Here is a 12,746-nt window from a genome sequence, read left to right as displayed (position 1 = left end):
ATGATTGAAATCTATTTGATTCGGCACGGTCAGGCATCATTCGGCCAACCGGCCTACGACTGCCTTTCACCCTTGGGGGAGCGGCAGGCCGAATTTCTAGGCCAATATTTTCATAACCACGGCATTCGGTTTGATGCCGTTTATTCCGGTACGCTTAGACGGCAGGTGCAGACGGCGACCATTGCCCTGCAGCAAATGAATGGGTATGGCGCGCATGACATTACCATTGATGCGGATTTTAATGAATTAGGCCATTCTGATCAGTTGATGAATCGCCTTTATGCGGTGATCAAGGAAGACCCTGACCTGTCCGAGCAGATGAAACAGATTCACACCCACCATGGCGCGATCTCACGCATTTTCGATATTGCCCAGAAAATGGAAATGCTTCCCGCTGATCAAAGCGAGCGTGAAGCACAAGCCCGGCAGTTCAGGCAGCGCATCAAACAGGCCATCGACAACCTGGTGCGCAGCGTCGGGGAGAACCAAAAAGTGGCGGTGTTTACCTCCGGCGGTCCCACCGCCGTTGCCCTGCGCCACACCTTGGATACCAGCCGCGAGCAGACGATCCGTTTGAGCTATGAGCTGCGCAACACGTCGATTACGGTTCTGCGCTACGAACAGGAGCGACTGTGGCTGGTGCTGTTCAATTGTGTGGCACACCTGGAAGCGCGAAATGATCCGTCTTTGATCACCTATATCTAAAGTGGATATCACTGCACAGCGCCCCAGGATTCACGGTCCGCTTGAGGGGCGCCGCGCGGCGTATCACTTTTCGAACAACTTACGATACTGACCATATCCCTCTTGCTCAAGATTACCGGCCGGGATAAACCGCAAGGAAGCCGAATTGATGCAGTAGCGCAGTCCCGTGGGCTGGGGGCCGTCATCAAACACATGCCCCAAATGCGAATCGGCAAATTTGCTGCGGACCTCGGTACGCACCATAAAAAATGTGGTGTCCTTATTTTTCACGATGTTGCCCGGTTCCAGGGGGCGGGTAAAACTGGGCCAACCGGTGCCTGAGTCAAACTTATCCGTCGAGCTGAACAAGGGTTCACCGGAAACAATGTCCACATAGATGCCGGCCTCGTGGTTGTTCCAGTATGGGTTATCAAACGGCGGTTCAGTGCCGCTTTCACGGGCCACGTGGTACTGCATGTCGGTAAGCTTTTCCTTGAGCTGGGCGTCGCTGGGGATGGTGTACGGCCCCTTTTTTTTCTCGTCCACCATGGACGGGTCCATAACGGCCTGCTTGGTCATTTTTTCCACATCGGCCCAGGTTTGCTCGATGAAACGGTCACGGCCCGAGCCGGAACGATACCATTTGTAACGCAGCGGATTTTTTTTATAGTAATCCTGGTGATACTCCTCAGCCTCGAAAAATTCGCCCAGGGGCAGGATATCGGTCGCAATGGATTGCTCAAAACGGCCCGAGGCGGCCAGGGCCTTTTTGGAGGATTCGGCCAGTTGGCGCTCTTCATCGTTGGCGTAAAAAATCACACTGCGGTACTGGCTGCCGCGATCTACGAACTGACCGCCTGCATCCGTGGGATCCACGTGCCGCCAGAAGACGTCCAGAAGCTCGGCGTAAGATATCTTCTGCGGGTCGTAAATCACCTGAACAGCCTCCACATGGCCGGTGCCGCCGGCCGAAACCTGTTTATAGGTCGGGTTGTGTAGCGTACCGCCGGTGTAACCGGATATGGCCTCGATCACACCGTCGACTTTCTCGAAATCCGATTCCGTGCACCAGAAACAGCCGCCGGCAAATACGGCGCTGCGCGTGTTAACCGTTGTATTGTTCATGGGGCGCTCCATTTTATCGTCCATGCTGCTGCCCTGTTGGCAACTGAAAAAGAAAAAAAATACTGTCAGTGCCAGGATGGCAATTATTGTCATTTTCATTGTACACCTCCTTTTGGGGGTTGATCATGAGCAGATAATAAGGTACCCGCTTAAGGAATGTGTAAGAGAAAAATAAAGATTCAGTAAAGATTTTCAAGCATGCAGATGTCATTTTAGATCTTACCCAAATCGGGCAACAAACCATCAGGCGGCCATGAAATCCATTGTCAAGCGCTTTCAGGATCTACCGATTCGGCTGAAAATGTTTTACGTGTATTCGTTCATGGCCTTTGTCATGGTTGTGCTGGTGGGGGTGGTCGTCTACTATCAGGTCAGCCAGACCATCGAACGTAATATCGAAAACGAGCTCTCCAATGCAACGGCAGCCATTCTCAACATGGTCAAAACCACGGCCAAGGCGTCCATTAAAAACTACCTGCGGGCCGTGGCGGAAAAAAACCTGGACATTGTGGCCGACTATTATGCCGCGGTTCAGGCCGGGGAAATGACCGAGGTCAAGGCCAAAAAAGCCCTCAGGCAGATTCTTTTCAGCCAGACCATCGGTAAAACCGGTTATATTTACTGCGTGGATTCCAGCGGCCTGGCCGTCGAGCATCCCAAGCCGGCCGTGGCAGGCGTTAATTTCTCGGAATTCAAATTCATCCAGGAGCAGATCCGGCGCAAGGAGGGCTACTTAGAGTATGAGTGGAAAAATCCCGGTGAGGCAATCCCCCGGCCAAAGGCCTTGTACATGACCTTTTTCGCCCCGTGGGACTGGATTATTTCGGTTTCCACTTATCGGGAAGAATTTCGGGAACTGATCGACATCTCGGAATTCAAGGACAGCATTCTCTCGCTCAATTTCGGCAAAACCGGCTACAGTTACGTGATCGACAGTCAGGGGGAGGTGGTGGTTCACCCGGTATTGTCCGGAAATCTGTGGGACGCCCGGGATGCCGACGGCCTTTATCTGGTACGCCACCAGAGTGAAACCAAAAACGGCAAACTGGTGTACGGCTGGCGTAATCCAGGCGAAACCCGATTTCGGGATAAAATCGTGATCTACAACTATATCCCGGATTACGACTGGATCGTGGCCTCCACCTGCTACCTGGAAGAGTTTTACGCACCGCTCAAATCGGTCCGCAATATTGTGTTTACCACGGTGTTTCTCATCCTGGCCCTGGTCCTGCCGACCACTTTTTCCATCGCCGGCGGCATCACCCGCCCCTTGAGGCAACTGGAAAACCGGCTGGCGCGGGCTACGGACGGCGATTTTGCCGGCCGTATGGACGTGGTCAGCCGGGATGAAATCGGCAACCTGGCCGTCTATTACAACCGCTTCATGGACCGGCTTGAATCCTACAGCCACGAAATCCAGGAGGAAGTCGCCCACAGGCGCCAGACCGCCGAATTATTGAAAAAAAGTGAGGAACTCTTCTCCAAGGCCTTCCACGCCAGTCCCAGCGGGATGTTTATTGTCGACCGCCAGACCGGTCGGCTGATCGACGCCAACCCGAGCTTTCTGTCGTTGATCGGTTGTGACGCCGCCGCGGTCAAGGACAGCCGCATCACCGCCTTGCCCATATTCAACATCCCTACCACCCTGGAACGACTGACCGGACTGATCGACCACGCCGGCCGGGTACGCGATATGAACATTGATTTCGTCAACACCGATGGCCGGATGCGCACCGGCGTGATCAATGCCGAAACAGTCTATATCTGGGGGCGCCGATGCGTATTGTTTGCCGTGGATGATAGAACCGAGACCAACCGCCTGGAGCTGGAAGTAATCGAAATCAGTGAGCGCGAGCGCCGCCAGCTGGGCCAGTATCTGCACGATGATCTGTGTTCCCACCTGTTGGGCATCGAAGTCATGCAAAAGGTGATGCGCCAGCGACTCAACGGATTGGCGGGCGTGGACCTGGCCGCCTTTGACAAAATTCGGGACCTGGTTCAGGATGCCATCCGCAAGGCAAGCCGCATCAGCCACGGCCTGTGCCCGATCAATATCGCCGAGCAGGGACTAGAGCTGACCCTGGAGGAGCTTTGCCGTGACATTCAGGAAATTTACGGGGTATCCTGCAGCCTCGCCTATGATGAGGAGATCTTCTTGCGGGATCACAAGGTGGCCACGCATATTTACTACATTGCCCGGGAAGCGGCCTATAACGCCGTCAAGCACGGTAATGCGCAGCAGATCACCCTCAGCCTGACCCGCACCGGCGCCTCGGCCAAACTCACCATCCGCGATAACGGCCAGGGGCTGCCCAAAAGTCTGAAGCGAACGGGCATGGGCATCCGCATCATGCATTATCGGGCCCGGCGAATCGGTGCCGTGCTGGATGCCCGGCCAGACGGTAATGCCGGTTGTGTGGTGAGCCTGACCTTCAACCCCAATGTCGCCAAAACCGGTGAGCACCAGGGCCAGGATTTGATGAGCGAAATGGAATCCAGCGGCCTTAATCTGGATCGTGCCCATCCGGAAATGGTCAACAGGCAGGACACATGAAACCATCATTTGACAATAAAATGGATTCTCCCAAACGTATTCTGATCGTCGAGGATCATCCTATTTTCCAGATGGGCCTGGTCGATTTGATCCAGCAGGAGGCGGATCTTCAGGTGTGCGGCGCGGTGGAAGACGTGAGCGATGCCTGCCAGGCCATTGATACCCTCAAACCGGATCTGGTAATCGTGGACCTGTCTCTCAAACAGAGCAACGGGTTCGATCTTTTGCAGTGTATTAAAACCCAGCACAGGTCTCTGCCCGTTTTGGTCCTTTCCATGCATGATGAACAGATCCATGCCGAGCGGTGTCTGCGGTCCGGCGCTCGGGGTTACATCAATAAAAAAGAGACATCCGAATCGGTGATCACCGCCATCCGCCACATTCTGGCCGGCAATATTTTTCTCAGCGATAGTATGACCGCCACCATCCTCAACAAATTCCAGAAAAGCCCCACCAAGCTGGCCGGCTCGCCCCTCGGTTGCCTGACCCGCCGTGAACTGGATGTATTCTACCTGATCGGCCGTGGCAAGACCTCAGCCGAAATTGCCGATCGCCTGCACCTTAGCGTCAAGACCATCGGGACGCATAAGGAGCGCATCAAAGAGAAGCTGGGATTGAAGAATGCCGCTGAATTGGTGCGCTATGCAGTCTTGTGGGTGGAGAAGGAAGGGGTTAAGGCCCCCCTGCATCCCCAATAAATAGGTAGATTACCTACCCTCAACAGACGCAAACCCCCTATCTGAAAATGGGAGCTTCCCTTCCGCTTATTTCAAGTCTGATCCGATTACGCTTTCAGTTGGCATTGGCTATAGATGGCTCATAGTAAGATTCGTGCAATCACCCCGAATAGGAGAGGAGAAAAACCATGGATCATCCGTCCGTCAATTATGAAATGTTGACCCCGGTGAATTTTATCCGGCGCAGCGTGGAGGTTTACCCTGATAAAACAGCCGTCGTTCATCGGGAAAAGCGCTATACCTATCGCCAGTTTTACGAGCGCGTCAACCGGCTGGCCAGCGCCCTTAAAGGCATCGGCGTCAAACGCGGCGACAAGGTGGCTTTCATTTCACCCAACATTCCGCCCATGCTGGAAGCCCATTTCGCGGTCCCGCTGATCGGGGCGGCCCTGGTGTCGGTGAACATCCGTTTGTCTGCGGCGGAGGTGGCCTATATTCTCAACCATTCGGACAGCATTGTCTGTTTCGTGGACAACGAGTTTGCCGACCTGGTACTACCGGTACAAAATGACATCACCAGTGTCCAGACATACGTCAACATCTGCGATGTAGATCAGGCCTGCCCCCTTGACGGAATGGACTACGAGGGTTTTCTTGAAACCGGAAGCCACGCGGACGTGCCCATGGACATCGAAAATGAAACCGCCGTAGCCACCATCAACTACACCAGCGGAACCACCGGCAAACCCAAGGGGGTCATGTATCATCACCGCGGGGCCTATCTCAACAGCCTGGGCGACTGTTTGGAAATGGGCCTTAACAGCGAGTCGGTCTACCTGTGGACCCTGCCCATGTTTCACTGCAACGGCTGGTGCTTTCCCTGGGCGGTCACCGCCGCCGGCGCCACCCATGTTTGCCTGCGCAAGGTCGACCCCGAGGAAATCCTGAACCAGTTCGAAGCTGAAAACATCTCGCACATGTGCGCCGCACCGATCGTACTGATCGGTATCGTCAACCACCCGGCGTTTAAATCGGTCAAATTGAAACGTCCGCTGGAAATCGCCGTGGGCGGTGCACCACCGTCACCGACCATCATCAGCCAGATGGAGGACATGGGCGCCCATATCAATCATGTTTATGGGCTTACCGAAGTCTACGGTCCCTATACCATTTGTGCCTGGCAGGCGCCCTGGAACGACCTGCCGCCGGCCGAGCGGGCGGCCATCCGCTCGCGTCAAGGCGTGGCCTACACGGTTTGCCAGTTTCTGGATGTGGTGGATATCAATACCGGCGTACCGGTGCCGCGCGACGGCCGGACCATCGGCGAGGTGGTCATGCGCGGCAACGTGGTTATGCTGGGATATTACAAAGATGAGCAAGCCACGGAAAAAGCCTTTCGGGGCGGCTGGTTTCATTCCGGCGATCTGGCCGTCATGCACCCGGATAATTACATCCAAATCATGGATCGTCAGAAGGACATCATCATCTCCGGCGGGGAAAACATTTCCACCGTGGAAGTCGAAAACGTCATCTACCGGCACCCGGCGGTGATGGAGGTAGCCGTGGTGGCCATGCCGGACGATAAATGGGGCGAGGTGCCCAAGGCCTTCATTACCCCCAAGCCCGGCGAAGCACCCACGGCTGAAGAGATTATTGCCTTCTGCAAAGAGAATTTGGCCCGCTTCAAGGCGCCCAAGGCAGTGGAATTCATCGAACTGCCCAAAACCTCCACCGGCAAAATCCAAAAGTACGTGCTGCGCGAAAAGGAGTGGGGCAGTCGGGATAAGCGGGTAAACTGAGAATTATTTGCGAGAATCCATGCCTTACCATTGTAAGTTGGGTTGAGGGACGAAACCCAACAGATTTCAGGCGGGATACGATCTGTCTGTTATCGGGTGTCGCTACGCTCAACCCGACCTACGATACTGAACATGAGCAATTCATATTTAGGCCGTGTTGTCTCAGGGTAACCGCATGAAAGTCAGGTTCATCGGGATCGGAATCGCTATCGGTATCGGAATCGAAAGCAGTTACAGTGTGCACTTGTTTATTGATTGGAAGTTGGTGTCCATCAGGTCTGTGGGTCCATGTATCGTTTATTCTCGATAGCGATACCGATACCGATTTTGGTGTTTCTTTGCATCCTTTTAATTCAACCATAAGAGGGCTTCTTTGGAAACGCTCGAACAAAAAATCGCCCGGGTGCTGAAAGAGGAAAAAGGACCCACCATATTCACATGATCAAAGCGGATTTTGAGCACTGGGACAGGTTACTGTTCCGGGACTACCTGATCGATCATCCCCCCATTGCCAATGAGTACGGCCGGCTTAAACAAAAGCTGTCCAGGCAGCATCCAAAAGATCGTGTCGCTTACACCGAAGCCAAAACCGCCTTCATCGCCAGGATTACTCAAACGGCGAAACAATATTATAAAAAACAACTTTCTTTGTAACCTTTTCTCCGATCAAGCGTTAACCAAGCATAAAGTCTAATTGCCAGGTCCATGTCGGTTTGAAAATGCCGTATTCTCCTGACAGACGCGCAGCGGTGTTTCTCTCTGCGCGACTCCCTTTGCTATTCGTCCGGATCCGCAGCTTGAATTGGCCAGGCATGGTAAGTTTCCATGCGGTTTAACATATCCACCAACCAACCGTTGGCCGTTGTGGATAAATGTTCAATTAAACACAAGGAGGAAAAAAAATGTCACTTGCACGGCTTAACAAAATCGCTCTGGGCATGGTGTTTTTGGCGGTTGTGTTCATGGCGGCCGATGGCAACGCCTTTGACATCACCATTGACGTGGCCCCCAATGTGCTGAATATGCAGAACAACGGGCAGGTGGTGACGGTGCATACAGACATTGCCTATGGAGTGGTTCAGGCATCGACGGTTTACCTCAACGACATCGCCATCAATAGCTGGAAATCCGATCTGCGAGGTAACTTCGTGGCCAAGTTCGTCATGAACCAGGTAAAAAAACTCCAGCTGGATATCGATGAATACAATACGCTCACACTTGTCGGATTGGCCACTAACGGCGACACCTTTGCAGGCAGCCAGGACATCCTGGTGGTGGATAATGGTGGCATATAGCTGCCGGTTTGAAAGCTGCGTTTAACATCATAGGTTAGGTTGAGGCACGAAACCCAATAGGTTTATAATGGCGGCACTTGTGAAACGCCAAGCGCCCAAGCTGTCTATTATCGGGTATCGCTGCGCTCGACCCGACCTACGATATCCACCTCAATTCATAAAGATCTTGCATTTTTTCAGTTACCACCAGCGTTCACGACCCCCCTACTTCACGCTTTACCCCAACAGCGATCTTGAGCAAAACGGTCATCAGCAACCCGCCGATTCCGTATACCCCGGCAGAGATGACCAATTCCGGTCTGGTAGGCACATATTCGGTTATCTCGTGCAACGGAGATGGAATGAATCCGCCGGCAATCAGCCCCAGCCCTTTGTCGATCCAGGTGCCGATAAAAACCATAACGCAGGATACACATAAAATGTCAAATCGGTTTCGGGTTGCGGGAATCACCAAAAGGACTGCCGCCACGATCATCAGCACCAGTGAGGCCTGCAGAAAGGGCACCAACCCGCCATGGCCCTTGAACCCGGCGTAAAGGTAAACGAAATGGTCCATGTGCGCCGGGATCTTTGAATAAAACACCACAAACACTTCACATCCGAGAAAAAACAGGTTGGCCAGGAGACCGTAGGTAACAATCTTGCCAAGGGCCCTGATGGCCTCCCGGCCGGCGTCGAATCCGGTGCTTTTTTTTAACAGCAGGCAGAGCAGAATTAACAGCGCAGGACCCGAGGCAAAAGCAGAGGCCAGAAAACGTGGGGCCAGAATAGCGGTCAGCCACAGCCCCCGGCCGGGCAGCCCGCAATATATAAACGCTGTTACCGTATGAATGGCAAAGGCCCAGGGAATGGAGATGAAAATCAGCGGCTTCAGCCATGCCGGTGGTGCCACGCCGTTGCGCTCGGCTTCCAGAACGTTCCACCCCACGATGATATTCAAGACAAGATACCCTACCAGTACGTTCGCATCCCAGAAAAGGATCGAGTTCGGTGTGGGATAGAGAAATACGTTCAATGCGCGCATGGGTTGCCCGAGATCGACCAACAGAAACAGCATGCACATGCAGATGGCGGCGGCGGCCACGAATTCACCGATGATGGTGATGCGGCCAAACACTTTGTAATTGTGCACATAATAAGGCAGCACCAGCATTACCGCCGAGGCAGCCACGCCGACCAGGAAAGTCAGCTGGGCCACATAAAACCCCCAGGTGACGTCCCGCGACAGTCCTGTAAGGCCCAGGCCAACATCCAGCTGCCACGAATAAAACCAGAAACCGGCCAGAATAACGATCCCCAGAACCCCCAACCACTGCCAATACCCCCTGCCGCCCTTTAACGCCAGTTCAAGCATGATCGCCTCCTTTGGTTATTTGCGCCTTGCGAAAAAAGAACCAGTAGCGTTTGAACGGCTATTCATAGCGGAGATGAATTAATCAGGAATTAATGGGGATCAATCCGACCTGCCTCCAACAGGCAATGATAATGCGGGCCTTAATCCATGTCTCTGGGACGAAAAAGCACCGTGCAATGGAGGTTCCTTATGCCAAACCGATCCAGCGGAATGACCACCGAGTGGTCTTTCATCAGGCCCGGCGGAAACGCGACAGATATTGCCGCTTCAAAGGAAGGCGAGAATGTCTCAAATGAACGAACCGGCGAAATGTCTCCCATATGGACAGGCTCTTTCTCAGGAATCAGGGGCTCCGGTTTAACGGTTGGTCCGATGTCCGGTGCTTTTCTGACCCGGACATTGACGAGTGTCTTTTCATATGCTTTTCGTCTGGCTGGATTTCCCAATACCGAATAAGCTTCCTGGATCTGTTGAAACGGTTCGCTGCCTCCGTCATAATGGTCCGGGTGGTATGCTTTGGCCAGCCGGCGATAGGCAGAATGGATCTCACTTGGGGTTGCATTCGATGTAATCTCGAGAATTGCAAAATAACTTTTGGCCACTTTAAACCTCCTTTCCTTTTGCAATGGACAGGAAAAATCAAGCCTGACCGCTTGGCCATGACCAGCCTTGTCTGCTATCCAGTCAAATTGGCGATTCGATTCGGCCACCCGTAAAAGCCCAATGCCGCTTCATGGCGATGATACGGAATTGATCGATCTATCGGTGTATTTTGCCCAAGCGCAATCAATCGGTTAACACGACCCCGGGTCGCCGGATGCGTATTCAAGATCGAGTCATAGGGACCACTGCGGCCCAACCAGCGCAGCCTTCCCATCCACCCTTGCTGATATCGTTCAATTTTGAGCAGTGCCGAGGCCAGCCCCTGTGGGTCTCCCGTCAGTGCTGCAGCACCCAGGTCGGCATCAAACTCCCGGGTCCGTGACAGGGCCAGATGCAACATCATGGCCAGTGTCGGTGCAACCATCAGAACCAGTATTCCGACCCAGGGAAAATGATGACCGGAAAGCAGAATCAATGGGAGATTCAAAATCAACAGAAGCTGACCAACGGACGAAAGAATCGACGTCATCTGGCTAAATGGTATGCAAACCATTTTTGAGCTTCTGTTTGTTCCACCTATGATTAATGCTGTATTTATTCATGAGTCAATCACCTTTCATTTTTATATCAGGGCGTTAACATCTGAATTCAATGCTCCGGTGGCCCCTGTTTCAACGCATCAACAGAGAGCGTCGATATCCGCTTGCCTTTCTCAACCCATTTTTTGATATCAGCGAATGCTTTTGCGTATTGGGCCATTACCGGCTCAAGCAGCGAATACAGGATGTCGTCCTTACCTATCTTCTGCTCTATTTCACCAAGTAGAAAATTCGCCTGTTTAAAATGGTTCTCGATACGATTAAAAGCGTCTTCGCGCCTGTCCTGTCGCTCGTGTTCTTTTTCAAAAACAGGCAACAACCGTTGAATCGACTGTTCGATAAGGTCATTACGTGATGCTGCAGCGTGTTTGGTAACAACCTCCAGCGTGCTTAAGGACCGCTTGCTGACCACAAACGTTTTTTGAATACGGTTGTCATTTTCAGCGGTGTCAGACGGCAGCGACTGGGCAATGGCGTGCAGCGCATCCTCATCTTCCATCAGGTAATCAAACAAGGATTTTTGCTTAATACCCAACTGGGCCGCCAGGATGCTCAACATCTCGATGGCCTCCGGGCGCAGTTTGAACGTGGCCCGAACCGATTTTTTTCCCAACAGATCATTTAGGTTACCTGATCGCGGAAGTGAATTGCGTTCCTTTTCAATATTCATTTCTTCCATAAGCCACACCTTATATATTACTTTTAGATTATATGATTATTTAGTAATTATTATATTATTACATAAATGGTAAAATTCAAGAACTTTCATTTCCAAGAAGCCTATCAAAAATTTTATATCTAAATGATTATGTTAATAAATCGATCTTTATAGGAGAAATTGCTCAATTTGACACCAGATGGGTTACGGGCTCTTCAAAGTTCACCTACAAAGTTTCTTAATATTAAATTTTATATCAATAATTACAGAATTTTAAATGGTTATTAAAAAAATCATCATCCCCCCTTGACAGCTTTTATTATAACATTACTATTTAGTCAAAATTAATTAAATAATTTGTTTTTCAGGAATCAGAATCAGGGCCATTGGTTTGATCGTAAAAACCCATCAACAAAGGAGGAACGAGCCATGTTTGCAAGAAGACTGTTTGGTTATCCGTCAATGAATTGGGAGCATCCGTTTGCTGAGCTGGATCGCATGTCCCGCCAGATGGACCGCTTGTCCACCGCCGTTCTCGGCCGGCCGGCGATGCCCTGGATGTCCGCCAAGGTCTTCCCGGCGATCAACCTCACCGAAGACACGGACAAGTACTATGTCCGTGCCGAGCTTCCCGGCATCAAGGCCGATGGGCTGGACATTCAGGTCCAGAACCGGAACCTGACCATCACGGGCGAACGCACCATTGAATCGGAAGGCGAAAGTGTCAGGTATCACCGCCGGGAGCGTGAGGCGGGCAAGTTTTCGCGAATTATCAGCCTGCCCGGAGACATCGATGCCGACAAGGTTGAAGCCAAAATGCTAAATGGTATGTTGACGGTGGCCATTGCCAAAGCGGAAGCGTCCAAACCAAGGCAGATTGCAGTCAATTAACCATTACCCATAACCCATAACCCATTACCCATTACCCATAACCCATTACTTATGGTTTCACTTTTTCATTGAAGGAGGAATGAAAAATGGCTGATTCCAAAGCACTTCAGGTCAAGGAGAAACACGAGGTGGCCAGCCCTGCCGAGCAAACCCGGCCCGGCCTGGTCTTCACACCGGATGTGGATATTTTCGAAGACGAGCGGCAGATCACCCTGCTGGCGGATATGCCAGGTGTAAGCCCCGATGATGTCACGATTGATCTTAGCGACAATGTGCTGAGCATTTCCGGTGAAGTCAAACCGTTTGAAGAGGCAAATGAAGCCGACGTTCTCATCGAATTTGAAATCGGCAGGTACTACCGGCAATTCACGCTGTCCGAAGTGATCGATCAGAGCAGGATCGAAGCCAGGCTCGAGGACGGGGTGCTGCGCCTGACCCTACCCAAGGCGGAAAAGGCAATTCCCCGACAGATCACGGTAACCGCCGGATAAGGATGGTCGTGTGGAG

Annotated in this window: 12 protein-coding genes and 1 pseudogene; 8 read left to right on the top strand and 5 right to left on the bottom strand. The window is 52.2% G+C overall.

From position 1 onward, the window contains the following. Window positions 1–705, top strand: a complete 705-nt coding sequence (locus tag Dvar_RS03675) for a histidine phosphatase family protein (RefSeq protein WP_419660376.1) — start codon at window positions 1–3, stop codon at window positions 703–705. A gap of 63 nt (window positions 706–768) precedes the next feature. Here Dvar_RS03675 and msrA read toward each other — a convergent pair whose 3' ends face one another. Beyond that, window positions 769–1,809, bottom strand: coding sequence for a peptide-methionine (S)-S-oxide reductase MsrA (gene msrA, locus Dvar_RS03670; protein WP_419664066.1), 1,041 nt, complete (start codon window positions 1,807–1,809; stop codon window positions 769–771). Window positions 1,810–2,062: 253 nt separating this feature from the next. Between msrA and Dvar_RS03665 the strand changes: the two genes are divergently transcribed. The 5 genes and pseudogenes from Dvar_RS03665 (at window position 2,063) to Dvar_RS03645 (ending at window position 8,134) form a co-directional block, all read left to right on the top strand. Then, window positions 2,063–4,363, top strand: coding sequence for a cache domain-containing protein (locus Dvar_RS03665; protein WP_419660375.1), 2,301 nt, complete (start codon window positions 2,063–2,065; stop codon window positions 4,361–4,363). Next, a complete protein-coding gene (locus tag Dvar_RS03660; protein ID WP_419660374.1) occupies window positions 4,360–5,061 on the top strand; it encodes a response regulator transcription factor in 702 nt (233 codons plus the stop codon). The genes Dvar_RS03665 and Dvar_RS03660 overlap by 4 nt, the downstream gene beginning before the upstream one ends. 167 nt (window positions 5,062–5,228) lie before the next feature. Further along, complete coding sequence (locus tag Dvar_RS03655; RefSeq protein WP_419660373.1) at window positions 5,229–6,839, top strand: long-chain-fatty-acid--CoA ligase; 1,611 nt, start codon at window positions 5,229–5,231, stop codon at window positions 6,837–6,839. A 414-nt stretch (window positions 6,840–7,253) separates the two neighbouring features. Further along, window positions 7,254–7,493, top strand: a pseudogene (locus Dvar_RS03650) (GrpB family protein); the annotation flags it as partial. 248 nt (window positions 7,494–7,741) lie between these two features. Next, entirely contained in the window at window positions 7,742–8,134 is a 393-nt protein-coding gene (locus Dvar_RS03645) for a hypothetical protein (protein WP_419660372.1), read from the top strand. 193 nt (window positions 8,135–8,327) lie between these two features. Here Dvar_RS03645 and dsrP read toward each other — a convergent pair whose 3' ends face one another. The 4 genes from dsrP to Dvar_RS03625 all read right to left on the bottom strand — a co-directional run bounded on the left by dsrP (window position 8,328) and on the right by Dvar_RS03625 (window position 11,360). Beyond that, on the bottom strand, window positions 8,328–9,488 hold the full coding sequence (dsrP, locus tag Dvar_RS03640) for a sulfate reduction electron transfer complex DsrMKJOP subunit DsrP (protein ID WP_419660371.1): 1,161 nt from the start codon (window positions 9,486–9,488) through the stop codon (window positions 8,328–8,330). Between the two features lie 140 nt (window positions 9,489–9,628). Continuing rightward, entirely contained in the window at window positions 9,629–10,090 is a 462-nt protein-coding gene (locus tag Dvar_RS03635; protein WP_419660370.1) for a J domain-containing protein, read from the bottom strand. Window positions 10,091–10,164: 74 nt separating this feature from the next. Next, the gene (locus tag Dvar_RS03630; protein WP_419660369.1) at window positions 10,165–10,644 is read right to left on the bottom strand and encodes a M48 family metalloprotease; all 480 of its coding nucleotides are present in this window, start codon (window positions 10,642–10,644) and stop codon (window positions 10,165–10,167) included. A 95-nt stretch (window positions 10,645–10,739) separates the two neighbouring features. Next, window positions 10,740–11,360, bottom strand: a complete 621-nt coding sequence (locus Dvar_RS03625) for a hypothetical protein (protein WP_419660368.1) — start codon at window positions 11,358–11,360, stop codon at window positions 10,740–10,742. 417 nt (window positions 11,361–11,777) lie between these two features. On the opposite strand from Dvar_RS03625, the gene Dvar_RS03620 reads away from it, so the two are divergent. After that, on the top strand, window positions 11,778–12,239 hold the full coding sequence (locus Dvar_RS03620) for an Hsp20/alpha crystallin family protein (RefSeq protein WP_419660367.1): 462 nt from the start codon (window positions 11,778–11,780) through the stop codon (window positions 12,237–12,239). A gap of 86 nt (window positions 12,240–12,325) precedes the next feature. Further along, the gene (locus Dvar_RS03615) at window positions 12,326–12,730 is read left to right on the top strand and encodes an Hsp20/alpha crystallin family protein (RefSeq protein ID WP_419660366.1); all 405 of its coding nucleotides are present in this window, start codon (window positions 12,326–12,328) and stop codon (window positions 12,728–12,730) included. Window positions 12,731–12,746: the final 16 nt, after the last annotated feature.

Origin of the sequence: Desulfosarcina variabilis str. Montpellier (assembly GCF_048565275.1) — a bacterium.
Taxonomy (GTDB): domain Bacteria; phylum Desulfobacterota; class Desulfobacteria; order Desulfobacterales; family Desulfosarcinaceae; genus Desulfosarcina; species Desulfosarcina variabilis.
The sequence above is the reverse complement of the archived record's forward strand: the minus strand, read 5'-3'. Positions and strand labels throughout refer to the sequence as shown.